Origin of the sequence: Noviherbaspirillum malthae, assembly GCF_015352985.1 — a bacterium.
Lineage (GTDB): Bacteria > Pseudomonadota > Gammaproteobacteria > Burkholderiales > Burkholderiaceae_D > Noviherbaspirillum > Noviherbaspirillum malthae.
On record NZ_JACYXF010000019.1, the window covers coordinates 75,023 to 98,945 of the forward strand.

Below are 23,923 nucleotides of genomic sequence, written 5' to 3' on the forward strand. Positions count from 1 at the left end.
TTATCCTAGATTGGGAGCTGCCGGCAAGGTCAGCTCGAAGGTGGTTCCGGCGTTCGGGGCATCCGTCCGGCTCGAGACTGCGATCGATCCGCCCATTCTTTCGATGCCTTTCCTGACGATGGCCAGGCCGATTCCGGTGCCCGGATACTGTTCCTGGCCGTGCAGGCGTTCAAAGACACCGAAAATGCGTTCCTGATGCTCCGGCGCGATTCCGATGCCGTTGTCCTGGAATTGAAGCCTTGCCATGCTGCCGACCGTTGCGCCGCTTACCCGGATCCAGGGGGCGACACCGGGCGCAACGAATTTTATCGCGTTCGACAGCAGGTTCTGGGTGATTTGAGCGAGGACGGCACGATTTCCGAGTACATCCGGAAGCGCATCGTCGATGTCGATGCGGGCTCCGGTTTCCCCGATTTGCGTTTCCAGGTCCCGCAGTGCAATCTGCAGGACTGTCTGCAGGTGCACGGTTTCAAGCCGTATTTCTATCCGTGACAGCCGGCTGTAGGCAAGCAGGTCGGTGATCAGCCGGTCCAGGCGCACGACTGCCGCGCCGATGCGATTCGCGTAGGTCTTTCCTTCTTCCGAGAGCCGGTCCGCTTCGTCTTCGATGAGCGCAGCGGAGAATCCTTCGATATTGCGCAGCGGCGCGCGCAAGTCATGCGCCACCGTATGCGCGAAGGCCCGCAGTTCCGCATTGGCTTCGGCGATCTGCTCGGTTCGCTCGAGTATCCTCTGCTCCAGGTGCTGATTGGCTTCCAGCAGCTTGCGCTGCGCATCCTTGATCTGCGTGACCTCGAGCACGGCCGCGACGATACCCTGCACCTCGCCTTCTTCGATGACCGGGTAAAAGCTGGCGAGCCAGTCGCGCCTGCCGTCAATGTGCTCTTTTGCCCCCACCTGAAACTCGATGCCGGTCACCGGCTTTTTCTCCTGCAGTACCGCGGCATAGATGGCGGTCAGGTCGCGGCCAAGGGGCAGGGGAAGGATGTCTCCCGGACAGCGGCCGATCTGCACCTCCTTCGGCAAGCCGTTGATCTCGGCCAGCGCATCGTTGAGTTCGACGAGCCGCATCTTGACATCGACGTAGCCGAGTCCGACCGGCACGGCGCTGTAGATCGTCTCGAGCTGGGCAAGCTTTGCCCGCAGTTCGGCCTCGCGATGGATGAGCGCAAGTTCGGATTCCTTGCGGGCATGGATATCTTCGGTCAAGCCATACCATGCAATCACCCTGCCTTGTTCATCGCGCCGCGCATTCGCGCGGGAGCGCATCCAGCTGTCGCTGCCGTCGGCGCTGCGGACGCGGTGCTCGACGTCGAACGGCTCCCCGGTGGCCAGCGAATGACTCCACTGGCGTGTTACATGCTCGAAGTCGGCGGGGTTGATAACGCGTGCCAGGCCGCTTTCCATGGGCGCTTCGCCGCGCAGTCCCGTCAGCTGCAGCCAGCGCGGCGAGAATCCGGTAATCATCCCGTCGGCTGCGGCTTTCCATGGCACCTGCGGATTCAGTTCAATCGTGTAGCGATAATTGGCTTCCGATTCGGCCAGTGCCTGCTCGCGCAGGTGGCGTTGCGTAACGTCGTTCAGCACCAGCACAACGCCTTCCATGTCCGAAGTGCCGGGCTTGATTGGCGCCAGGCTGACTTCAATATTGCGTGCCGCCCCGGTCGTGGAGAGAAGCATGTTATCGCCTTGAAGACTTGCCGTGCTCGCACTCCGAACCACCTCCGCAAGCGGAAGCTCAACAGGCTGCCGGGTCGTGCCGTCAATGATCCTGATGGCCTGATCGAGACTCCGTCCGGCCGCGTCGGCCTCGCTGACGCCGGCAAGCCGTTCCGCGGCTGCATTCATGAGGCGAATTCGGCCCTGCACATCGGTGGCGAGGACGCCTTCGCCGATGCTGCGCAAGGTGGCGTCGAGCTGCGCCCGTTCCGACCGCAGTCGCGCGGCATCCCGCTCGGAGATAATCCAGAGCAGCACCAGCAGCAATATGGACACGGTTGCAACGATGGTCACTGCAAGAATGAGTTCCTTGCGGGCTTCATCCACTTCCTGCTGCCGCTCTGCCAAGAGTCTTTGTTCTTCATCCCGTATCTTGTTGGCTTGCAACAGGGTTTGCTGTTTGCTCAGACGCCCCGATTCCACCGACGCGAGATCCAGCGGCTCGCCTCTTGTCCTGCGATCGAGGACCTGCTGCAAGCGCAGGATTCGGTCCGTGAGCAGCGTCTCGAGAGTTTTCAATGAGTTTTGCTGTGTCGGGTTGTCCGCAGTCAGCGAGCGGAGCGTGCCGATCGTGGGTGGAATGCTCTGTCTGGCCTGGTTGTAGACCGCCAGGTATTCATCTTTTCCTGTCAGGAGATAGCCGCGCTGCGCCCCTTCCGCTTCATTGGCCAAGGTCAAGGTCGTCTGCAGATGTTCCAGCACTTCCCGGGTATGCACCAGCCACTGCCAGGCTTCCTCCTGATGCTTGATGCTGCGGCCAAGCACGAGCAAGGCAAGATTCAGGATCAGAATGCTTGCAATAGTTGCAATGGTGACCGGGGATCGAAAAAAATGCGTCCTCATGTGCCTTTTGTTTGGTTGGACCGCTTGCAGTGCGCCGGGTGCAACACCGCTGCGTCCGGCGGCCAGGCGCAGCAAAGTGATGAGATTTTACTGTGATTGGCCAGCCTGCTTTTCAGACAGCATCATGTTGTTTTGGGTCGCCGGAATTTCGCTCTCTCCGCCGTCTGCTCCCACCATGCATTCAGCCGCGATCGGACCGGATTCTCGAACAGGTAGAACGAGAGCGCCCCGGCAGCGATGGCTGCGATGAGATAAAGCATGCTATGGGCAGGATCATGTTTTGCAGCATGATGGAAAGGCTGCTGCCACAAGTAGAGGGAGAAGGAACACACGCCGAGCCATCTCAGCCAGGCTGCCGAAAGAAGCTTCCTGACTATGACGGGAACCGCATTCAGATGGTTGACCGCAAATGCCAGCAACAGCGGCGCGGCGGTAAGGTGCAGGCCCTGCTGGCGATAGCTTGTATAGCAGAGCAGGGCGATCAGAAAAGCCAGTATCGGCAGCAGGCCGGGAACTGCGATCCGCAATCTGGAAGCGTATTTCTGCTTCAGAACGCCGTACGACGCCGAGGCGAGCAGGCCGAGGGCGGCATATTGGCTTTGTATCGCCCAGTAGGTGCTGTCACCGAGAACATGGAACTGATGCGCTGTCAGAAGAAGAACGACACCGGTTGAACCGGCGAGGAAGATATCCAGGACGGGACGGCGGCGGAACAGTCGCAGCAGCACCGCGCCGAGAGCAAGATAGGCGTAGCTGTGTTCCTCGACATTGAGTGACCAGAAATGCTCGATGGGCCAGTTGTTCGACCAGATATGCGGGTCCGCCGGGTAATAGGTGCGAAGGAAGGCCAGTACGCTGGCGAGTTCGCTGAAAGGCACCTGGTAGGTGCCGCGCTGAAAATGCCCTGCGTAGACCACCATCGCTGCCGTGAAGAGCCAGAACGTCGGAAGCACCCTGCTGAACCTGCGGAAGAAAAAGTTCTTCAGGCCGACTTGCTTGACGAAAAGAAGCTGTCCCATCAGCAATCCGGAGAGAACAAAGAACATTTGCACGCCGAATCCGCCCAGTGCTTCCAGTTTCAGGAAATGGGCGAGCAAGACGCCAAGGATGGCGGTTCCTCTCCAGCCGTCGAGATGCAGAATGTTCTTGTTGCTGGCGATGGGCATGACTGCTGTCGATTGGGGTATATGTTGTCGGGTCGTCCTGGAAAGCTTGACGGCGGCCAAGTTCGCAGGAGCAGCTTCGTGGTTCGGAATTACCATCAGGGCCGCTATGCAGGGGCTAAGTTCCTTGGCTTGATCACGAGATAGGTGACGACATTTTGTATCGCCGCACGCTGTGCGCGAAGCGGGGGGAGGAGCAAGGGCAGTTGCAAAGGCTGATGACTTGGCAAGCCCTCTCGCCCCAACCCCTCTTTCTTGCGGGAGGGGAGCGTGATCAGAAGAAACTCGGATTTTCCGCCGGAGCGCTTCAGGCTTGACTGGACTGGGCGAGGCCGGGGTGATTTGGCTGCGGGACAAGGCGTGACGACGCGACATGGCGGTGCCATGGCAAGAGCCACAACGCAGTACCAGAGGCAATCGGTCCGGGTTCGACAAGCAGGTCAACACGAAACCGCTCTATTTATCCATAACCCTCGTTATGGACTCCTGATCTGCAACCTCGGCCGTGCCAATGGTAAAAATCCATCAATCTCGTTCGGCATGTCATGACTTAAGATTGGCATAAGCCCTGCAAACCTCTGCCCTTATGCCACCCGCGCGACAAGCGTCCGTCACTTCACCGCAAAGCAATACAGCAATCCGTCCCCGCCCGTACTCTTGATGCCATCGGGATTGCATCCGCGCGTCGGATGCGATGAATTCCATGAACTGGCCCATGGCGCGTTGATCGGCCCCATGCGGTCGTGATGACCCGTCATCGCCGAGCCTTCAGTCCCGCTCTTGGTCCAGTTGCCGCAGGTCATGTCACCGAACGGCGCGCCGGGAAACGCGGTGCCGTCGGGCCGGGAACCGGTCAGGATGTCATGCTTGTTGGGCTTGTCCGTGCGGCCGTTGACCGGCTGGCCTTTCTCATCGAGCGCGGTCTCTTTCGTCAGGTTGTTGGACGGCGAGTGCAGCTGCTCGACATTCTTCGCAATGACATCGCCCTTGGCGTTTTGCCAGGGACCGGTGCCGATGCGGTCGCGCGCATTGACGAAGTTCGGATCGCTCAGTCCGGAAGCCTGGGTGCTCAGGTAGGCGCGCCAGGTGCGCTGGCCGGCGCCGGCAGTGCTTGCCAGCGACTGGCAGTGCTTGTCGGCGCCGTCGAGTCCGCCCAGGTCGGCTCCCTTGCCGGGACCGGTACTGGTGATGAAGAAAGTCATGTCGGCAGGACCCTGCCGGGATGAGGATTGTGTTCCTGCGCAGGCGGTCAGCATTACCACGCAGGCGGCAAGCGCGCCGGTCTTCACTATTCCGCAGTCCATCGTCGTCTCCTTGTTGTTGGTTATTGAGGCTTGGTGCAGGCTGGTGGATATGTGTTTCTTTAACAAATTTTCAGATGTCTTCCTCTTGAACGCTTTAAAGCACTTTAATTTTTTAACTGCATTAATCGACTGGCTGTCCGACAAGCCGGTCGGTCAAGACATGATTGCTGAACATTCATTTGTTAATGACGCTGAGCGCATGATGCCAGTTGGCATTCAAGGCCCACCATACCGTTTCGACATACTCCGGATCTTCGTTCTCGGCCATGACTTCGGGATGCCAGTCCAGGTAGGAACCGCTGCCTCCATGCTTGAACAATTCCATGATGTTCATCACGCGGTCCTTGTCCTTCTTCTCGAGCGCGTTGAGGCAGTCTCCGAGTTTTTCCACGTACAGGGGATCGTGCCGGTGGTCGCGGCAGAATTTCATCAAGGCCCTTGTCGCCCTTAATTGCCCTGCAGTTCCGATCGTCGATATCGTTGCCATTGCGCCACCTTCTTTGATCCGGCCATAATTTGCCCGGCGCGTTGCGCTGCGCCGCACCGGGTTGTGCCGCGCTGAGCGGGACATGAATCCATACTAGCATTCACTTGTCGCTCTGCCATGCAGGCAGAACCGGGAACATGCCCCACTCCTTGATTTACCTCATCAGTTCCAAACGGCAGGAAACCATGTTTCCTGCCTAAGGCACTGCGATCAGCGCCGTTTGCCGCCGACCTGGTTGCCGATCACGCCGCCGACCGCCGCACCGCCGATGGTGCCGATGCCGCTGCCGTTGGTGAGCACCGAACCGGCCACCGCACCGATGCCTGCGCCGACCGCCGTATTCTTGTCGCGCTGCGTCATGCCGCTGCATCCTGCCAGCGTTAGCACTGCGGCAAGCGTCGTCGCGGTAATCAGTGATGCTTTCTTCATTTCATCCACCCATAAAAAATTAAGACATGCTTCTTTCAAGCTTCAGGCGCCTGGGGCGCCAGCGCCGGAAAGCATAGGGGAGGATGCGGCCACGCCCAGTGCATGTTGCCAACTGTTACCAATGGCGGCTTTCATGCACGTTCAAACAACAGCATCGCGCGGCTGCCGTGACTGCAGCCGGTGATGAGGTCTTGTCGATAATGTCGTCTTGATACGGCCGATAAACATGATGCATTGAGCAAATGATCTGCAGAATCAAAAGCTGATGGGGATGTGCAATGTCCGACTGGCTGAAGATCGGAAGGAAGGGTTTCCAAAAAATGATTCCGGCGGCCTCATGAAAGGGCGCTGCTTGACGAAAGGGGAAACTTTGGATCTGCCCTGCCGCAGAAACGGTGCGGTCACAGCTGCTGACATGCGCGATTTGCGGGTGAAACTTTGATTGCAACTGCCAGGCGCAACATCGAGAAAAGCGGAAGACGCATTTTGACGGCAAGACAGGCGGAACGGGCAATGCGCGCGGAAACGCCTTGCCTGTGATTCGTCTCAGCCCTGCTTGTTCTCCGCGATATGCCATGCAGCGGTGATCGTCGAGTCGGCCGAGCCGTCGGCTTTCTGCGGCACGTACTCCGACTTGAATTCGGCGAAGTTCAGCGAGATGTTTTCGGTCAGCCTTTCTTCGCCGCCGCTGCCGCCGGTGGAAACCGACGTCACGATGATTTCCTTCATGGTGAGTTTCAGATATTCCAGCGGCTTGGCTCCGGCCTTGCGCACGATGAGCACGCCTTCCTTGAAGTGCTTGCCGTTGCAGCAGTACATGGTCAGGCTCGGCGTCGCCTTGTCGATGTACTTGGTGATCGAGAGATCCTGCACGCCGACCTTGCCGGTGCCGCCGCCGCTGCCGATATGCATGGTGCCGGTCTGCGTCATTCCCCAGCTCCATGCCAGGACCTCGATCGCGTCCTTGTGCTTCGCGTCGCGCGATTCTCCCTTGACATCGTCCAGCTTCAGAAACATATCGACGGCCATGGCAATCTCCTTGTCAAGAATGGCGTTCTCTACTCATGCAGGTGTGCTGGTATTGAACAAGACGATATACCTGCAGTATGCGCATCGCCATACAACGAAGGTATAGATTCACCGGCCCGAACTTTCCGCCGCCTGGCCTTCGCGCGTGCCGTCGCCGCCGGCGGTCGCGGGGACGGTATTGGTGCTACTTTCGGCGCGTACCAGCTGTCCGTTCTGGGTCTGGTTGCCGTCGCGGAATTCACCCTCCCAGTAATTCCCGCTTTGCCAGGTGTAGCGGCCCTGTCCATTGTGCTTGCCGTGCGACCATTGGCCGACGTAGGTGTCGCCGGAGCGGAAGCGCGTCTTGCCCTGTCCGTCCGGTACTCCGTTGCGGATTTCGCCTTCGTAGCGGTCGCCGGTGGCGAATTGCAGCACGCCGCGCCCGTTGAGTACGCCGCGCACCCAGTTGCCGGTATAGACGTCGCCGTTCTGGAAGCGCGTCGTGCCCTGGCCGTGCGGCTGGCCGTCGCGTATGTCGCCGTCGTAGCGGTTGCCGTTGGCAAACTTGAGCGAGCCCTTGCCGTTGGGCTTGTCGGCGGACCAGTCGCCGTTGTATTCCTGGCCGTTGGCCCAGACGAAACGGCCCTTGCCTTCCTTGACGCCCTTCACAAGCCGGCCTTCGAAGCGGTCGCCGTTGTCCCAGCGGATCTGGCCGGTGCCCGATACCAGGCCGCTGACCGGATCGGCGCTGAAGCTGCCCACCATGGTCTGGCCGGGGAAGGTGTAAGTGCGCTGCGGTCCCGCAGGCGCGGGGGCGGAGGTTTCCTCTTTCGGTTCCTGTGCTCGGGGGGCTTCCTTGCGGGGCGGCTCGGCGATGATGCCGGGCACCGTCTCCCGTTGCGGCGCCGTGTTTTTCGCGACCTGCTGGTCTGCGGATACGGCCCCGTTCTGCGGAGCGTCCGGCTTTTGCTGAGGTGATGCGGCCTGACGGGAGGGAGATGCGGTGGACGATGTGCCTGCCGCATCCCTGCGCCCGCTTGCCGAGTCCGATGCCCCGGATGTTCCCGATGCTCCCGATGCCGACGAGGCACCCGAAGTTGCCGATGCCGTGCGCTCGCTGCCGGAATTCGCCTTGGCCTCGGGTTCCTGGGATTCGCCCAGTTTCGCAAAATCCGCACGCTGCTTTTCATCCGACAGTATGCGGGCCGCGGCTGCGTATTTGCCTTTCGGATAACGTTTCAAATAAGCCTTGTACCCTTCGGCCGTATCGGTATTCTTTGCGCCGTTCCACAGCTTGTCTTCGGCGGTGTCGACGGGCGGCGCAGGCGGAGGAATATTCGGCGTGGTGACCATGGCCTGCGGCGGGAGCGTGCTCGCAGATCCCTTGTCGAGTCCTGTGGGCGGTCTGTCCGCCTGGGCCGAAGGCGGTGGCGCGGAGCCGGATGTTTCCGGCGGGGGCGGAATGACGTCGCGCGAACGCGTCGCACTTGCGGTGGGCGGCGCAGGCGGCGCCGGCGGCGCAGGCGGCGCCGGCTGCGCCGGCGGTGCGCTCTGCCTGGCGCCACTTGGCGGAAGTCCCAATGCGGAACTGCCCGAGGCCGCGCTGCCGGCATCGCCGCTCCCGCTCGATCTGCCTGCACTGCCGGCAGTACCGGTACTGCTCGTACTTCCTGTACTGCCCGTTCCGCCGGCCACCGGCGGCGGAACTGTATCGTTGTTGCGCGAATACCAGGGTTCGGACGGCACCGTATTCACCTGAACCGGTTCGTCCTGGCTCATCCAGCGGTAACCCAGCAGCGCGGTGCCGGCGCCTCCTGCCAGCAGCAGCGCCGTTGCAATGATGCCTACCTTCCTGCGGCTGCGCTCCTGCGGATAATAGCGCTGGTCGCCGAGCGCGGACTTTCTCCAGTCGTCCACCGTGGCGTCGGTATCGTCTGGGTCGCCCGGGTCGCTCCGTCCGCTCTGGCCGCTCTGGCCGCTCTGTGGGGGCGGCATGCTGCGCGTGGTCTGGCGCGCAGGACTGTCCGGCCTGGCCGCGCCGGCGCCGGGCATCGCCGTCATGCCCGTCATACCGGTGGCGCCGGGCGTGCCGGTTCTCGCACCCTGGCTGGTCTTCGGCGTGGCTCCTCCTCGCTGCGGCCCGGTGCGCACGGCGCCCGGCGTGCCGGGCAGCGGGCGGGCTTCCACCCCTTCCATGTCGAGCGCCTGCCGCATTTCCGGCACCGACTGGATGCGGTTCTCCGGCTTGACGGCGAGCGCGCGGTCGATCACCGCGAGAAACTCATCGCTGAACCGGCCGCGTCCCGTCACGCGTGCCGGCACCATGTCGTCGTGCACGACGCGCGACACCGCCGGCGATGGCGCCTTGCCGGTGATCAGGTAATAGACCACTGCTCCTAATGCATAGATGTCGGTCCAGGCGCCCTGGCGCAGGCCGGGAATGTCGGCATACTGCTCGATCGGCGCAAAGCCGGGCTTGAGGATGACGGTCGGCCCCTGGGTCAGGTCGCCGATTACCCTGCGCGCCGCACCGAAGTCGAGCAGCAGCGGCCGTCCGTCCTTGAGCAGCAGGATGTTGTCCGGTGCCACGTCGCGGTGGAAGCATTGTTCTCGGTGGATGGTCTCCAGCGCGTCGAACATGTTGGCCAGCAGCGCGCGTATCCATTCCTCGTCGGGTGCGATGCGCTGTTCCTTGAAGGCCTGCTTGAGGGTGACGCCGTCATAGAATGGCATGGCCATGTAGGCGGTGCCGTTTTCTTCCCAGAAGCGGTAGACCTTCACCAGCGACGGCGAATCGAAGCGCGCCAGCAAACGGGCTTCATTGATGAAGCTGCGCAGGCCGGTGACGAAGGTGTCTTCATACTGTCGCGAGCGCACGGTGACCTGCCGCACCTGGGTGCGCGCCGCCATGCCCGAGGGCATGTACTCCTTGAGCGCGACATGGCGGTCGAGGGAATGGTCGTAGGCAAGGTAGACGATGCCGAAGCCGCCCTCGCCGATCAGGTCCATGATTTCGAATTCCCCCAGCCGGGTGCCGATGGGCAGGGTATTCATCGCGCCGCTCATGTTGTCATCCGGCGCGCGTGAAGCCCGGTGGCCCGTGCGTACTACGGTTCTGTCGTTGTCGAAGTCCATGTTGCAAAGTCCATGTCATTGAGCCATCAGGGGGGTGGTGAGCGGCCGCACCAGCTTGCAGAAACTGTCGGCCTGCAGCGGCAGCGGCGCCAGCAGCAGCGGTTCGACCGGGCCGGCATCGGGCGCCCAGAACAGGGTGCAGGTGCGCAGCTTCAGCAGCAGCGCCTGCCGGCCCAGCTGCTGCGCCAGTGCCGCCGGCGCCACCACCGGCGCCGCGGTGCCTGCCGCGCGCATCGGCGGCAGCATGTCCAGCGCCTGTTCGAAGCCCTGCAGGTTGTCGTCGTTGAGCACCGCCAGGGCCAGCGTCTCGATGTCCTCCAGGCGGCTTTCGAGCTCGGTGAAGCTCATGCGCTCGAACAGCGGCGCGGGAATCATGAAGGCGATCGTCAGCGGATACAGGCGGCCGACGCGGTCGGCGCTCGGAATCAGCATGCCGGCGAAGGCGCCGTCGGGCATGCCGGCGGAACCGCCTTCTTCACCTGCTGCCGGCAGCGTGCGCAGGAAGTACCACACCGGGAAGCGCAGGAAATCGTCGCGCCATTCATCGCCGTGTTCGCGCGCGGCGGTCGCCATGCCGGACTGCAGCCAGGCATCCCAGGCCGGCAGGAATTCTTCCGGCAGGTTGCGGCGCAGGAAGTCGCCCAGCGCGGGCAGCTTGCCGTACCAGCCTATGGGGCCGCTTGCGAACGGATTGAGCGGGTTGCTTAGAGTTTCGTCGGACATTTGAAGGCCTGCAGGGCGGGCATGCGGAACGGGTTCTGCACGCTGCTGGTGATGACGTCGTAGGCGACACGGCGGCCGCCCGCGTTCAAGGTGGCGCGGAAGCGCTCCGGCTGGGCGCTCTGGGCGATCTGCGCCTTGTCGAACAGCCGGAACAGCGCCCAGGGGCCGTCGAAGGTTTGCGCATGTTCGCTGCCCTGCGCGGTATAGACCTGCAGCGTGATGCGGTTGCTCATGCGCGGACCGGGCCACTGCACCGACGCCGCCGGTGCATTGTCGTGGGCATAGCTGACCAGCTGTCCGTCGACATCGAGGATGGCCTGGGACAGCGAGGCATCCATGCCGACGGGACGCAGGCTCAGCCGCATCGTCAGGCCGTTGCTGCCCGGCGGGAAAAACGCCTGGCGTATCTCATGCGCCCGCTCGAACTGCTGCAGGGCGTCGCTGGTGCCGGTGCCGCCGCCGTCGCTGGCCTGGCCGAGCGCGCGGAAGCGCCACGGCTTGACGGTGGTGTCGACGAGCGGCTGCAGGTTCTTCTGGAAGAAATCGTCCATCACGCCGTCGCGCGCGAGGATGCGCACGAAGTCTTCCGGCACCGCGTCCCTGCTGCTGCCCGGCACGAAGGGATAGCGTCCGTCCAGCGCCTTGCTGCAGGGTTCGCCCACCAGGCTCGCCATGCGCGTGCTGAGATTGCCGCGGCTGCCGGCAACAGCCTGGCGCTGGCTGCCGTCGGCCAGCGCGGTCAGCATGCCGCGCACCGGCTCCGGCATGCGCGCCGCTTCGGCCTTCATGCGCTGCGGCACATCGCTTTGCGGCTGGGTGTTGCCTGACTTGAGGGCGGCGTCGGTCGCGCTCAGCAGCGCATAGAGGTCATTGATCAGCTTGAGCGAAGCCTCCATCGGCGCAGGCTGGCCGGGAGCCGGATTGCGCACGAAGCGGCGCAGCTGCTCGAAGCGGTCGTCCACGATGGCCTCGATGCGGCGCGGCTCGCCGGAGGCCTGCGGATTGCGCGCGCCCAGCAGCGCATCGAGCTTGTCCTTGCCCTGCGCGATCAGGGCGTTGGCCTTGTCGGCCGGCAGGCTCGCAAGATCGGGCCGCTCGCTCAGCGTGACTTCGCGGACCAGCGCGCGCAGCAGGCGCGGCAGCGGCGAATCCGGTCCCGACAGCAGGCGCGCCTGCTCGATGCTCTGGCCGAGATTGGCAGCGCTCACCAGGCCGATGTCGGCGATGAAGGTTTCCCAGATGCCGGCATAGTCCTGCAGGTAAAGCCGCCGCACCTCGTCGTCCAGCGAGGTGCGGGTCACCAGGTTCGCGGCGCGGCGCGCATTGTCGGAGCCGGCCACGCCGAGTATCCAGACTTCCTCCTCGCCGAGCGACTTGACCATGTCGTCGACCTGCGGATTGAAACCCTTGTAGTAGCCCTCGTAGGTGAACAGCGCCGGCACGCCGGTCGACAGCGGCTGGCCGGAACGGCGGGCGAATACGATCTGGCTGTTGGGCCCTCCCGCATCGGCGATGCGGAACTCCTTCACGGCGTTCAAGGCGCCCGGCGCCGCAGCCATGCCCTGGCGCTTGATGCGGCTGTAGACGCGCTGCGCGAACGGCGCCTGCAGCTGTTCCTGGCGCACGCGGGAAATCAGGCCCGCATCCGGCGCGATGCCGGGTCCGAGGCTGTCGCGGCGCAGCAGCGCGTCCATGTGCTGCAGCAGGTGCTCGCGGATTTCTGCAGGAAAGCGCCGCATCGCGTCGTTTTCCATGTCGAAGGCCAGCCACGCCTTCAGCGCATCCGGGTCGAGCCGGCCCTGTCGGTGCAGCATCAGGTAAGCCTTTAGGGTTTCATACTGCAATTCGGCATTCACCGCTTTCTGCCGCAGCCCGCTTTCGATGCGCGCCGATGCAAGCGGTGCGAGATAAGCCGACAGCATGCGGCCGTAGGCCTGGTCGGCGCCCGCTTCGAGCTTCTCGCCCTGGAACAGTCCGCCGCGCAGATGCAGCGCAGGTGCGTCCGGGTCGACACGCTGCGTATGGCCGAGCTTGCGCACCGCATCAAGCATGGCAAGGATGTCGGGCACATCGTCAGGACGCGGGGGGCGGGCAGCCAGCGTCTTGCTGAAGGCGGCCGCCTTGGCCGCGACATCGTCGATATAGGCGTCGTTGCCGAGGAAGCTGGCGGTCCATAGGCCGATGGCGGCAACGGATGCGAGTCCGCCGGCCAGCATGCCGCCCCATTTCAGTTTCTGCATGCGGGCTTCGGCGGCATGGTTGGTGCCGGCCAGCGGCGCTTCGGCGAAGACCACGTCGTTGAGCAGGCGCGTGATGAAGAAAGACTTGCCGGTGGGCCGCTGCGGCGGCAGCAGCTTGCGCTCGATGCCGAAGGACCGCGACAGCGAACCCAGCACGCGGTCGATCGGCGTGCCTTCCTGCGTGCCGCTGGTGAAGTACACGCCGCGCAGCCAGCTTGGTCCGGTCAGCGAGGAAGCGGAAAATGCCTGCTGGGTGAAATCGGCAAGCGTCTCCTTGAGCTGCACCCACTGGTTCGGGAAACCGTAGGTGAGCGTGCGCGTCGCACCGTCGCGGCTGGCCTGCAGACGCGGCAGCAGCTGCGCGAACAGCCGGTCTTCCAGCGCATCGAACTGCGGCCGCAATTGCTGCTGCAGATCCACGCCCCGGCTGCGGTCGGGCATCTTGAAGGTGCAGCCCCACACCTGCTCGCGCTGTTCGCGGTCGAGATCCTCGAAAAACTGGGTGAAGCCGGGAAGCAGGTCGGTCTTGGTCACCAGCAGATAGACCGGGAAGGCATGGCCGACATGCCGCTGCAGTTCGGCGATGCGCGCGCGCAGCGCGGCGGCCTGGCGCGACAATTCGGCCTGTCCCGACTGGCCGCCGAGCAGGTCGGCGGCGCTGATGGTGGCCAGCACGCCGTTGATCGGCTGGCGCGGACGGAAGCGGCGGATCAGGTCGATGAACTCCTTCCATTCGGCCGCGTCTGCCTTGGCATTGCTGTCCTGCGTCGTGTAGCGGCCGGCGGTATCGATCAGCACCGCGCGGTCGGTGAACCACCATTCGCAGTTGCGGGTGCCGCCGATGCCCTGCAGAGGATCGTTGCCCAGCGCATCGGCCAGCGGGAAATGCAGGCCGGAGCGGGTAAGCGCGGTCGTCTTGCCGCTGCCGGGCGCACCGATGAACAGATACCACGGCAGCTGGTAGGCGTAGCGCTTGCCTTCGAACAGACCGAGGAAACCGGAGCGGGAACGGCTGCCCGGCGCGCCGCCGAGCCGCATGGTCTTGAGCAGCGCCGCCGCCTTTTCGAAACGCGCCTGAACCTCCGGCGGCGCCGATGTTTCCGTCTTGTGATCGGTGCGGCTGGCCAGCAGATCGAACAGCTGCCGGTTGCCGAGCTGCGCCTTCATCTGCCTCAGCAGCAGCCGTCCCAGCATGAAGACGAGCAGGGCGGCGATCAGCGCGATGCGCGCCCACTCGGGATCGAGCGGATGCATGTCGGCGAAGGCCACCAGAGGGCCGGCGAACCAGATCACCAGTGCCAGCAGCAGCGCGCCCATGATGCGCAGCATCCAGCGGCTGCGCTGCGGCCGGCGGGGCTTTTTCGCCCTGGCCGGTTCGGCTTGGCGTTCGGCGCTCATGACGCGCCTCCCTGGCCGTGCAGCAGCGTGATCGTCACGCGCCGGTTTTTGGCACGGCCGGCCGGCGTGTCGTTGCCGGCGACCGGTTCCGCATCGGCCTTGCCTTCGGCGCGGATGCGCTGCGTGCCGATGGCGGAGGCGAGAATGCGGCCGACGCCGTCGGCACGCTCGCGCGACAAGTGGTAGTTCGACGGAAAGCGCACCGAGCGTATCGGCTGGCTGTCGGTATGGCCATCGACCAGTACCGTGCCCGGATACTCGCGCAGCGCCGCGCCGATGCGTCCCAGCAGCGGCAGCACCTGCTTGGAAATCTGCGCGCTGCCCGGCTCGAACAGGCCGTCGCCGCGCAGGGTAATGATGCTCTTGTCGACGGTTTCCTGCACGCTGACCAGACCGGCAGCAATCTCCGGTTCGAGGAAGCGGCGCAGGCGGGGCGACGCCGGTGCCTGAAGCGTCGCAGCGGGCGGCTGAGCGGGCGCCGCCGCACCGCTCGCACCGGGTATCGCCGGAGCAGGCGCCCTGATCGCCTGCAGCGCCGCAAATACCGGATCGGAACGCATGTTGAGCAGCGTGCTGTAGGCGAAGAAGCACAGCACGGTTGCCGCCAGGAAGAAGGCGAGCGATACCCAGAGCGGCGTCATCTCGAACCAGCGCTGCGCCTCCAGGCGCAGCGGCTTCCACTGCACCGACAGCGAGCGCTCGGGCTGGGCGCGCTGTTCGCGCAGCAGCTGGTACAGCCGCTCGCGTATCGTCTCCAGCTGCGAGCGGCCGTTGTCGGCCACCCGGTAGCGGCCTTCGAAGCCGAGCGACAGGCAGAGATAGATCAGTTCGAGCAGATCGGCATTCTTCGCCGGTTCCTGCGCCAGGCGCGCCAGCAGCTGGAACACTTTTTCTCCGCCCCAGGTCTCGCTGTGCAGCCGCACCAGCAGCGTATCGCGCGCCCAGATGCCGCCGCTGCCCCATGGCGTACTGGCCGCGCATTCGTCGAGAAAGGTGCAGAGCACATAGCGCGCCGCAACCACCGTGGCATGCGCTACGCCTGACTCCTCGGCCTGCTGCTCGAAGCGGCGCAGCCCCTGCGTGAGTTCATCCTTGAGCCGGTGAGGATCGGGATGGCTGCTGCTGTGGCGGATCTGCGGCGCGATCGACAGCAGCGGACTGGCGGCGGCCACCAGCGGATTGCGCACGGCGCGCGGCAGCGCGAAGGCGGCGCCGTCCGACGCACCCGGTTCGCCCATGCCGCGCGCCGCACGGTTGCCGGGGGCGCCGGGAACGGCGGGCGAACGGGGAGCCGTGGCATCTCCTCCCGGCGCCTGCGCCCTGCGTCCGCCCGGGGTCGGCCGCACCACCGAGGCATCGGCTGCCGCGGGCCGGAACGGCATCTGGCTCATGATGCGCCCTTGATCGCCCAGAGCTCAAGCTCCAGGCCGGGGAAATCGCCGGCGATGTGCATGGCCATGCCGCCCGAGGAACCGAGCTGCCGCCACAGCTCGTGGCCCTTGTCGAGCTCGAAGTAATTGCAGCCGGCATGGTAGGGAATCTGCCGAGGCGCCACCGGCAGCGGGCGCAGGGGTATGCCCTGCAGTTGAAGATTGACGAGGTCGCGGATTTTTTCGATCGTGCCGATCTTGGTCTGTGTCGGGAAGCGTGCGCGCAGCACCTCGCCCGGCAGGCTGGCATTGACGGCGAGCACGAAGCTGGCCGATGACAGCAGCTGCTTGTCATTGATGACGGCCACCCGCACGCCGTACTTGCGGTCATGCAGTTCTATCTGCAATGCGGTCTGCTCCAGCACCATGCTCAATGCCAGCCGCAGCTGCACCATCAGCGGAAAGAAGCAGGCTTCGAGTTCGTCATGGTTGTACGGCGGCAAGGGCTTCGTCAACCGGCGCTCGCTGCCGAAGCTGGCAAGCTCGCCGGCCATTTCCAGGCACAGGCTGTAGAGCCTTTCGGGATGCAGGCCGGGCAGACCGGCGACATGCGCCAGCAGGCCGGCATAACGGTTGACGATGAGCAGCAGCAGAAAATCCGCCACTTCGCCCATGCCGCCGCGTCCGGGCTGCGCCAGACGCTGGGCCAGCACCTCGCTGCGCTGCTGCACCAGGCCGCGCAATTCATTGAGCCAGGAGCGCAGCGGCGCGGCGGCGTCCGCCGACAGCACGGGCGGAATATAGGAAGCATCGAGCATCACCTGTCCGTCGGCCTTGCGTTCGATGACACGCGCCACGCCGATGCGCGAGAAACCCCCTTCCTGCGAGGCCTGCGCATCTGCCTGCAGCAGCCGCAGGTTGAGCTTGCCCAGCTGCACCGGCACGCGTTCATTGAAGCCTTCGATGCTGTCGCGCAGCTCCACCACCTGCGCAGTGAAGCGGTGCATGCCGGGTCGCGCCGGCGGCTCCAGCACGACGGAGGGTTCACCGTCGTTCTCCAGCGGCAGCGCCAGGTAGACCATGGCATTGCGCACCTCCGCGCCCACTTCCAGCGTCGGCGGAGCGGAGTCCTGCTGCGGGATGTCGAATACGGTGCCGTCGGGCAGCATGCCGGCCGCGGCATTGATGCGCACCTGCCCGTGCGCCAGCGCAGCGCGGTCCAGCACCAGTTCGGAAAAGCCCCAGCCGTGACTGTGCAGATGCCTGGCCTTGCGGTCGAGCAGGCCTTCAAGGTAGCGTTCCTGCTGCTGAAAATGCTGGGTCTGAAGAAAGGTTCCTTCCGACCAGATCACCTTGTTTTTCCACATGGGCATGGACTCGCATCGGGACATGGGCTGCGAACTTGCCTCCCGGGCTCCGGTCAGAATGAACGGCAGACGGCGGCTCGGACAGCGGCTGCGACAGGAAAGGGCACGCCTCGCGGACACGGCGGCCGGATCGTGTCAGGCTACGATACGCCAACGTCGCTTCCGATTCGATAATACTCAAGTAGTAAAGACAGCTCCATGCACGCCGTGTAGAGTCTTTTCAAACTGCAAGAGAGCCTGGGATGAATGTCCTGATAATCGACGATCATGCGCTCATACGCGAAGGCATCGCGATGATGGTCAAGAGCATCCGACCCGAAGCCGGCGTATGGCTGGCCAATACCGCATCCGCAGGCGCCGAGATTGCAAGCAGCCAACCCATCGATTTCACCTTCCTCGACCTGCAGCTGCCCGACGCGTCCGGCTTCGATGCGCTGCAGAGCATGAAGCGCAGAAACGAAATGATGTCGGTGGTCGTCGTGTCGGCGCAGGAAGACCGGCCCACGGTGCTGCGCGCGCTCGAGATGGGCGCCAAGGCTTTCGTCCCCAAGTCGGCCAATTCCGCCGAGATCAGGAATGTGGTCCGGAATCTGCTGGACGGCAAGGTCTGCCTGCCCGACAGCGTGCTGACGCCGGAGGCGGGCGCTCCCGCGAGCCCGGTGCATGTTTCGGAACCCGAATGGAATCTCACCGAACGCCAGAAGGAAGTGCTTGCCCTGCTGGTGCTGGGCTTGTCGAACAAGATGATTGCCCGCAAGCTCGACATCGTCGAATCGACCGTGAAGATTCATGTCAGCGCGATTTTGCGCGAGATGAAGGTAGCCACGCGCACGCAGGCGCTGCTGGAAGTGGCGCGGCGGGGGATTTCGTTGCCGATGTTTTGAGGCGCCAGAGTGAATAAAGAATGCGCCTCCCCTTTCAAGGGGGGCGTAGCAGGGGTTTCGCAAGGCATGCCTTGCGCCTGCGAAGTCGGAGCCGCTTGCAAGCGGCGAGGTGGAAGGTAAAACCTAATACCAATCCCAAGGCATAACATGCCATGAGACCGCGTCTTTTTCCGCCTGCCGGCGTTGTGCTCGTCATCCATAGCCCCGCTATGGATTCCTCCCACGCCTTGCCAGACGAAAAAATCCATCAATCTCATCTGGCACGTTATTCCTTGGGATTGGTATTAGAGAATGCTCCTCCCCTTTCAAGGGGGAGGTTGGGTGGGGGATGGGTTTAAATGGCGCAGTTGAATTCCATCCCCACCCCAACCCTCCACCTCGCCGACCGCCCTTGAAGGGGAGGGAGCGAGGGTTTCGCAACGCATGCGTTGCGCTCGCGGACTCGGAGCCGCATGCAAGCGGCGAGGTGGCGGGGGAGCGAGGGTTTCGCAACGCATGCGTTGCGCTCGCGGACTCGGAGCCGCGTGCAAGCGGCGAGGTGGCGGGGGAGCGAGGGTTTCGCAACGCATGCGTTGCGCTCGCGGACTCGGAGCCGCGTGCAAGCGGCGAGGTGGCGGGGAAGCGAGGGTTTCGCAACGCATGCGTTGCGCTCGCGGACTCGGAGCCGCGTGCAAGCGGCGAGGTGGCGGGGAAGCGAGGGTTTCGCAACGCATGCGTTGCGCTCGCGGACTCGGAGCGCCTTGCAAGCGGCGAGGTGGCGGGGGAGCGAGGGTTTCGCAACGCATGCGTCAAGCCCCATCGCAGGCCTCTACGCCGCCCGCTCCAAAGCCGCCGCCCCCTTCGCCAGCGCCTCCTCAATCGCCCGATGCAACCGCGGCGCATTCACCGGCTTGCTGATGAACGCATACCCCATGTCCTGCGCCTCCTTTTCCAGCCCCGGCGAGCATTCGCCGGAAATCATGATGACCGGCACTTCATAGGGCAGCAGGGGCGCAATCGCCGCCATCACATCGAAGCTCGTCAGATGATTGGCCAGGCGATGATCCGTGATGATCACATCCGGGAAGCGCAGGCTGTCGTCGATATAGCGCGCCGCTTCGCCGGGAGAACGCGCGGCGATGCAATGGCATCCCCAGGAATTCAGGATGGCTTCCATCGCCGCGAGGATGTCGGCTTCGTCATCGACGACCAGCGCAAGCGCGCCGTTGAGCGCAGAGGCGGGCGCCTTTGCATATGCTTCGCGCGTCTCGGCGCTTTCCCTGGGCGCGCTCTGCATCTGCAGCTCGAAGCAGGAGCCGCGCTCCACGCGGGAACGCACCAGGATGTGATGATCGAGCACGTCGGCCAGCCGCTTCACGATGGCCAACCCCAGGCCTGATCCCTTGCGGCGGTCGCGCGAAGGATTGTTCAGCTGCACGAACTCGTCGAAGATCGTTTCGAAGTACTGCTCCGGTATGCCGCAGCCGGTGTCGACCACCTGGATCAGCAACCGGTCGCCACGCTCCCGCAGCGACAGCAGCACGCCGCCCTTGTCGGTATTGCGGAAGGCATTCGACAGCAGGTTGCTCACCAGTTCCACCAGCAGCACCGGATCGCTGCGCACCCGCAGTCCCTCGGGGCAGCGTATGCGGAAGTCCAGCGACTTTGCCGCCGCTGCCGGGGCGAAGCGCGACTCCAGCGTTTCCACCATGGCTCTGGCATCGAAGGTCTTGATGGCAGGCGTGATCACGCCTGCGTCCAGCCGGCCCAAGTCGAGCAGGCGGTTGAAAAGTTCGTCGAGTCCTGCAATGGAACGGTCCAGCCGGTCCAGAAGGTAGCGCGGCCGGCCTTCGAAGTTTTCCGCCTTGAGGGCGGCGACGAACAGCGTGATGGCATGCATGGGCTGCCGCAGGTCGTGGCTGGCGGCGGCAAGGAAACGCGTCTTGTCGAGGCAGGCCTGTTCCGCAATGCAGAGCGCCTTCTTCGACTTCTCGTTCGCCAGCGTCTGCCTTGACAACTGCTCCTGCAACGCGGCGGTCTCGTGCCTGTACAGCAGTTCGGCACTTGCCGCATCGGCAAGCCTTGCCGTCAGGCGATGACAGATCCAGCCCAGGAAGACCGTCCAGGCGGTCAGCGCATAGCCGAGCAAGGCGAGCGGTGAAACCGGATTGCCGCCTTCCAGGGAAAACCACAGCACGCATGCCGCACATGCTCCCTGCAGGATGACCAGGCCGACAAGGCCGGCGGAGTGTCCGGCATGCTGCAGCATGGAAAAGAAGGAGATCTCCGAGTGAGGCACCGAAGCAGTGTCGTTTGCCATGCGCATGTCAGTCCTCGTCGATGATGAATGAGCGCTGTGCCTGAGATGCGTATGGTACCTACAGCGGCGCTTGAAAGGACGAGACGGCAAGCAAGCGGGTTTGAGCGACATTAAGCCCGCGAAGGATTTCAGCGGGCGACGGCGGTGATGAGGAGGTGATTGCCGTGCGTGCAACAGGCACGGCGGAAAGATGACAAGCCGATACAGCAGGTTTGGACCAAACCTGTGCGCTGCCGCCTTCTATTGATGAAAGCAAAGGCGGCAGGCGAAAGAATAAATACAGCTCAGGCGGCGGGCTTCTTCGTCACCACGCGCGTCACCAGCCAGATGCCGCTGCACACGAGCAAGAGGGCGAGCAGATTCTTCCATTCGAGAATGCTTTCATCGAGGAAGAGTGCCGACAGCGCGCTGCCGAATACCGGCACCAGGAAATTGAACACGCTTACCGTGCCCACCGGGTTGTACTTGAGCAGCAGGCTCCAGATGCAGAAGGCCGCCGACGACAGCACCGCGAGATAGGCCAGCAGCGAGGTCGAAACAACGGTAAAGCCGCTCAGCGTGCCGCCGGCCGCATAGCCTGCTATGAGCAGGAACACGCCGCCGATGCCGAGCTGCCAGCCCGTCATGACCATCACGTCCATGCCCTGCGACAAGCGCTTGCCGTAGATGGATGCGGCCGACAGCACGAAGGCGGCGATCACGATGAAGCCCTCGCCCAGCAGCGTGAATTCGAAATCGAGCAGGCCCTGGCCGAAATTGACGACCAGAACGCCGGCAAAGCCGACGATGCAACCGAGCGCCTTGCGCGGCGTGATCCTGTCATTGTGGAAGATGAAATGCGCAAGCAGCACGCTGAAGAATGTGGTGGTCGCATTCAGGATGGAACCGCGCACGCCGGTGGTATAGGCCAGACCGATGTAGAAGAACACGTACTGGATCGCGGTCTGTGTCAGTCCCAGCAGGGAAAGCCGCGCCATGGTGCGGCTGCTCATGCCGAATACCGCCTTGCCCGATGCTGCGGCAATCGCCAGCAGCACCATGCCGGCCATCACGAAGCGATAGCCCGCGAAGACCAGCTTGCCGGGAATGTCGCCCTGTGCGATATGGAACAGCGCATAACCGTTCTTGATGGCCGGATAGGAGCTGCCCCAGAGCAGGCAGCACAGGGTGGCGAGCAGGACGACCACCTTGGGCCTGGAAAAGAATTGGGAGACGCCGGCGAGGGGCAACGGGGCTGTTTTTGAGCTGACTGACATGCTTTGGAAAACCTGAAGACGGAAATGATGGGAGCGAAATGCGAACACTCTTCCGAAGAGGGAAGGAGGGCTTGCACCAAAATATGGCAGCCATCATAGCAGTCATCGTACAAATTTGCTTGGACGTCTTACAAAAAAGCGGTCGTTGGATATCAATGCTAACTAAACAACTACCTTCCTTTGTGGATATGGTAGCGCTAGCTATGGTTCCCAATTAAAAGTTTCTGGAACGCAAGGCACGGCGAAAAAGGAAGGCCAAAGGCATGATTGGAACTAATTATTGCTCATTGCCACATAGTCACGGTGTTCGATTTGTGACATTCACAGATTACTGTTTTTCCCTTTCATATTTCATTGTTAAAAGCTAATAATGTTTTCATTAAATCCCAGTCCTAGTTTGCTGTTAGCTGCACAGACACCTCTTCCACCGTCTAACGCTTCCTCCTCTGCCAGTGTTAATGCCTCGCTAGGCCATGGAATCGCCGGGCCTTCCTCAGTGCAACGAAATAATCTCTCCACGCAAGTTGGAAGCATTGCGGAAACATACGGGCGTATTCAGAACAATCCAATTGTCCAGAGCGCCCAAGTTGCGCTTGAAACTGCGATTAAAGCCTATCAAGCGAAAATAAATTCGAGAACGTCGAACGCCGAAACCTTTTTGACCGCCTATGACAATGCGGGTGCATTCATGCAAGAAATCGCAAGTATCGGCAATCATCAAAATCTGGCACAAGAAGTAGGCGATATGGCAAGAGAATTTGTCCAATCTTCACTTTCGACGGAAGCGTTAGATAAGGAGCTAGGCAATCTGCACAGGCGCGTGGAGCTTCTAAAAAGGCTGCACGCAAAGTTGGGGGATTTTGGAAGACAACCGAATATTTCAAATTTGCTGCAGAGTGTCGTAACCATGGAGGCTTATCTTGCAGAGACTATCCTTGCCATCTCGGCTGGTTCCGGCAATGTTATAGACAGCGGGCGAAGGTCAAGAACAAGTTCCCTAAGTGCCGTTCCAGTAGATGAGCTCGATAGCCCTAACCGATTAGGTAATTCAAACACACCTCCAGCCCAAGCAGAGAGTGGTCCGAATATTCAAGCGCTGCAATTTGCCGTCTTGCATGAGGAGGCCAGACGGGCGTTAAGACCCGCATCCCAAAGCAGTGGACCCCGCGCATTGGTACCAGCGCTTGCATCTGATATTCCGGGGCGTGATGCCAGTCTGGCCGTACAGTCTCGACGTGGTAGTGGAAGCTCCCAAACAATGGTGTCGGAAACTGCGCAGCTTCCTCCTATGAGCGAGCAAGAAGTAGACAAAGCAAATCGGTTGATCGAAAAAGTGGACCGGTTGGTATCGGAAATCGAAGGACTGAATGGAAAAAAGATCGCTACCCTTAAGGTAATTTACCTGACTAGAAAATTAGCCAGCACCTTCGGAAAAATCAAATCCCTATTGGGTACACATTCAGTAGGCGATAACGTGTTTGCGAAGCAGGCTTTGAGGGAGCACCTTCTGCTCGCCCTTTCAAATCTTGGACGCGAGGTGGGTTTCCGCCATATCCCCAACGATTTGAGGAACCAGTATGCAAGGCTTTTCCAACGCATCATGCATCCCGGCAGCCTGGAAAACAGTAATCATCGCCTTCTCCCTAGACGGCCGTATGCACCCGTTGTTACCAGCCTTGCAGGAAACGATCGACAACGGATTGACAGGCTAAGGTTGATTTCTGGCGATACGGCTAGAGCAATACTTGGAGCAGTCAGGCCACTTAGGGAAAATGGTGGGGCACTTTACTTTCAGAATAGAATTTTTGCTGAGATTGAACAACACTGGGGAATAGTTAGTCAGTGAGTGTTGATCCGTATGGGACATAGCCAAGGATGGCATGCATTGTTGTAATCCCTCCTTAATCGCTCACAAAAGAAAGGCCAGACAGCTTTTTGTCCATTCACGCTGCATTTGCGTTGCATATGCTAAGTTAAAAAATAGCCTTACCGAAGAAATTGGAACACATTATGTCGGCATGGTCATGACCATCATATGTCGGCGGCATGGATAAGCAGAGGCGGCAAGACGGCCATTAGGCTGGTGGAGTACTGATGCGGCTAGAGGTATGCGTCAATTCGAAGGCATTGCGAAAACATTCGTGCGGCCTGAAACCATTGGGCAAGAAAGACTAGAACTCATTTCATAAATAGGTAGTCAACGCTCTTTTCGACATGACGGGGTTTTCATCATGACGCGAAGAGAAGAACTTACCGATGAACAATGGGCAATTCTTGAGCCGCTTATTCCGGCCCCCG

At 62.2% G+C, this 23,923-nt stretch carries 16 protein-coding genes; 2 read left to right on the plus strand and 14 right to left on the minus strand.

Going from position 1 to position 23,923, the window contains the following annotated elements:
- The 12 genes from IGW03_RS19785 to tssK form a co-directional block, all read right to left on the minus strand.
- A complete protein-coding gene (locus IGW03_RS19785; RefSeq protein WP_194724260.1) occupies positions 1-2,562 on the minus strand; it encodes a PAS domain S-box protein in 2,562 nt (853 codons plus the stop codon).
- 122 nt (positions 2,563-2,684) lie between these two features.
- Complete coding sequence (locus IGW03_RS19790; RefSeq protein ID WP_194724261.1) at positions 2,685-4,100, minus strand: acyltransferase family protein; 1,416 nt, start codon at positions 4,098-4,100, stop codon at positions 2,685-2,687.
- A 236-nt stretch (positions 4,101-4,336) separates the two neighbouring features.
- Positions 4,337-5,029, minus strand: a complete 693-nt coding sequence (locus tag IGW03_RS19795) for a hypothetical protein (protein WP_194724262.1) — start codon at positions 5,027-5,029, stop codon at positions 4,337-4,339.
- Positions 5,030-5,204: 175 nt separating this feature from the next.
- Complete coding sequence (locus IGW03_RS19800; RefSeq protein WP_194724263.1) at positions 5,205-5,459, minus strand: hypothetical protein; 255 nt, start codon at positions 5,457-5,459, stop codon at positions 5,205-5,207.
- A 267-nt stretch (positions 5,460-5,726) separates the two neighbouring features.
- Positions 5,727-5,945 (minus strand): YMGG-like glycine zipper-containing protein, encoded by a 219-nt coding sequence (locus IGW03_RS19805; protein WP_194724264.1) that lies wholly within the window; start codon positions 5,943-5,945, stop codon positions 5,727-5,729.
- 115 nt (positions 5,946-6,060) lie between these two features.
- The gene (locus IGW03_RS19810; RefSeq protein WP_194724265.1) at positions 6,061-6,522 is read right to left on the minus strand and encodes a hypothetical protein; all 462 of its coding nucleotides are present in this window, start codon (positions 6,520-6,522) and stop codon (positions 6,061-6,063) included.
- Complete coding sequence (locus IGW03_RS19815; protein ID WP_194724266.1) at positions 6,492-6,974, minus strand: Hcp family type VI secretion system effector; 483 nt, start codon at positions 6,972-6,974, stop codon at positions 6,492-6,494. Before IGW03_RS19815 ends, IGW03_RS19810 begins: the two co-directional genes overlap by 31 nt.
- A gap of 108 nt (positions 6,975-7,082) precedes the next feature.
- Complete coding sequence (locus IGW03_RS19820; RefSeq protein ID WP_194724267.1) at positions 7,083-10,088, minus strand: serine/threonine-protein kinase; 3,006 nt, start codon at positions 10,086-10,088, stop codon at positions 7,083-7,085.
- Positions 10,089-10,103: 15 nt separating this feature from the next.
- Complete coding sequence (gene tagF / locus IGW03_RS19825) at positions 10,104-10,811, minus strand: type VI secretion system-associated protein TagF (protein ID WP_194724268.1); 708 nt, start codon at positions 10,809-10,811, stop codon at positions 10,104-10,106.
- Complete coding sequence (gene tssM, locus IGW03_RS19830; RefSeq protein WP_194724269.1) at positions 10,793-14,449, minus strand: type VI secretion system membrane subunit TssM; 3,657 nt, start codon at positions 14,447-14,449, stop codon at positions 10,793-10,795. The genes tagF and tssM overlap by 19 nt, the downstream gene beginning before the upstream one ends.
- Positions 14,446-15,840 (minus strand): DotU family type VI secretion system protein, encoded by a 1,395-nt coding sequence (locus IGW03_RS19835; RefSeq protein ID WP_194724270.1) that lies wholly within the window; start codon positions 15,838-15,840, stop codon positions 14,446-14,448. The genes tssM and IGW03_RS19835 overlap by 4 nt, the downstream gene beginning before the upstream one ends.
- Complete coding sequence (gene tssK, locus IGW03_RS19840; protein WP_228535814.1) at positions 15,837-17,192, minus strand: type VI secretion system baseplate subunit TssK; 1,356 nt, start codon at positions 17,190-17,192, stop codon at positions 15,837-15,839. The genes IGW03_RS19835 and tssK overlap by 4 nt, the downstream gene beginning before the upstream one ends.
- 236 nt (positions 17,193-17,428) lie before the next feature.
- Here tssK and IGW03_RS19845 point away from each other — a divergent pair, with 236 nt between their 5' ends.
- A complete protein-coding gene (locus tag IGW03_RS19845) occupies positions 17,429-18,070 on the plus strand; it encodes a response regulator (RefSeq protein ID WP_194724271.1) in 642 nt (213 codons plus the stop codon).
- Positions 18,071-18,878: 808 nt separating this feature from the next.
- Here the strand turns inward: IGW03_RS19845 and IGW03_RS19850 are convergent.
- Together IGW03_RS19850 and IGW03_RS19855 are read right to left on the minus strand one after the other, a co-directional pair.
- The gene (locus tag IGW03_RS19850) at positions 18,879-20,369 is read right to left on the minus strand and encodes an ATP-binding response regulator (RefSeq protein WP_194724272.1); all 1,491 of its coding nucleotides are present in this window, start codon (positions 20,367-20,369) and stop codon (positions 18,879-18,881) included.
- A gap of 284 nt (positions 20,370-20,653) precedes the next feature.
- Positions 20,654-21,625, minus strand: coding sequence for a DMT family transporter (locus tag IGW03_RS19855; RefSeq protein ID WP_194724273.1), 972 nt, complete (start codon positions 21,623-21,625; stop codon positions 20,654-20,656).
- Between the two features lie 370 nt (positions 21,626-21,995).
- Here IGW03_RS19855 and IGW03_RS19860 point away from each other — a divergent pair, with 370 nt between their 5' ends.
- A complete protein-coding gene (locus IGW03_RS19860; RefSeq protein ID WP_194724274.1) occupies positions 21,996-23,471 on the plus strand; it encodes an OmpH family outer membrane protein in 1,476 nt (491 codons plus the stop codon).
- Positions 23,472-23,923 lie beyond the last annotated feature (452 nt).

What these genes read in the sequence shown, in the direction of transcription:
- IGW03_RS19855 (WP_194724273.1), bottom strand. Translation starts at nt 21,625, where the DNA reads ATGTCAGTCAGCTCAAAAACAGCCCCGTTGCCCCTCGCCGGCGTCTCC.
- IGW03_RS19800 (WP_194724263.1), bottom strand. Translation starts at nt 5,459, where the DNA reads ATGAAATTCTGCCGCGACCACCGGCACGATCCCCTGTACGTGGAAAAA.
- IGW03_RS19820 (WP_194724267.1), bottom strand. Translation starts at nt 10,088, where the DNA reads ATGGACTTCGACAACGACAGAACCGTAGTACGCACGGGCCACCGGGCT.
- tssK (WP_228535814.1), bottom strand. Translation starts at nt 17,192, where the DNA reads ATGCCCATGTGGAAAAACAAGGTGATCTGGTCGGAAGGAACCTTTCTT.
- IGW03_RS19795 (WP_194724262.1), bottom strand. Translation starts at nt 5,029, where the DNA reads ATGGACTGCGGAATAGTGAAGACCGGCGCGCTTGCCGCCTGCGTGGTA.
- IGW03_RS19850 (WP_194724272.1), bottom strand. Translation starts at nt 20,369, where the DNA reads ATGGCAAACGACACTGCTTCGGTGCCTCACTCGGAGATCTCCTTCTTT.
- tagF (WP_194724268.1), bottom strand. Translation starts at nt 10,811, where the DNA reads ATGTCCGACGAAACTCTAAGCAACCCGCTCAATCCGTTCGCAAGCGGC.
- IGW03_RS19860 (WP_194724274.1), top strand. Translation starts at nt 21,996, where the DNA reads ATGTTTTCATTAAATCCCAGTCCTAGTTTGCTGTTAGCTGCACAGACA.
- tssM (WP_194724269.1), bottom strand. Translation starts at nt 14,449, where the DNA reads ATGAGCGCCGAACGCCAAGCCGAACCGGCCAGGGCGAAAAAGCCCCGC.
- IGW03_RS19805 (WP_194724264.1), bottom strand. Translation starts at nt 5,945, where the DNA reads ATGAAGAAAGCATCACTGATTACCGCGACGACGCTTGCCGCAGTGCTA.
- IGW03_RS19845 (WP_194724271.1), top strand. Translation starts at nt 17,429, where the DNA reads ATGAATGTCCTGATAATCGACGATCATGCGCTCATACGCGAAGGCATC.
- IGW03_RS19785 (WP_194724260.1), bottom strand. Translation starts at nt 2,562, where the DNA reads ATGAGGACGCATTTTTTTCGATCCCCGGTCACCATTGCAACTATTGCA.
- IGW03_RS19790 (WP_194724261.1), bottom strand. Translation starts at nt 4,100, where the DNA reads ATGTCGCGTCGTCACGCCTTGTCCCGCAGCCAAATCACCCCGGCCTCG.
- IGW03_RS19835 (WP_194724270.1), bottom strand. Translation starts at nt 15,840, where the DNA reads ATGAGCCAGATGCCGTTCCGGCCCGCGGCAGCCGATGCCTCGGTGGTG.
- IGW03_RS19815 (WP_194724266.1), bottom strand. Translation starts at nt 6,974, where the DNA reads ATGGCCGTCGATATGTTTCTGAAGCTGGACGATGTCAAGGGAGAATCG.
- IGW03_RS19810 (WP_194724265.1), bottom strand. Translation starts at nt 6,522, where the DNA reads ATGGCATATCGCGGAGAACAAGCAGGGCTGAGACGAATCACAGGCAAG.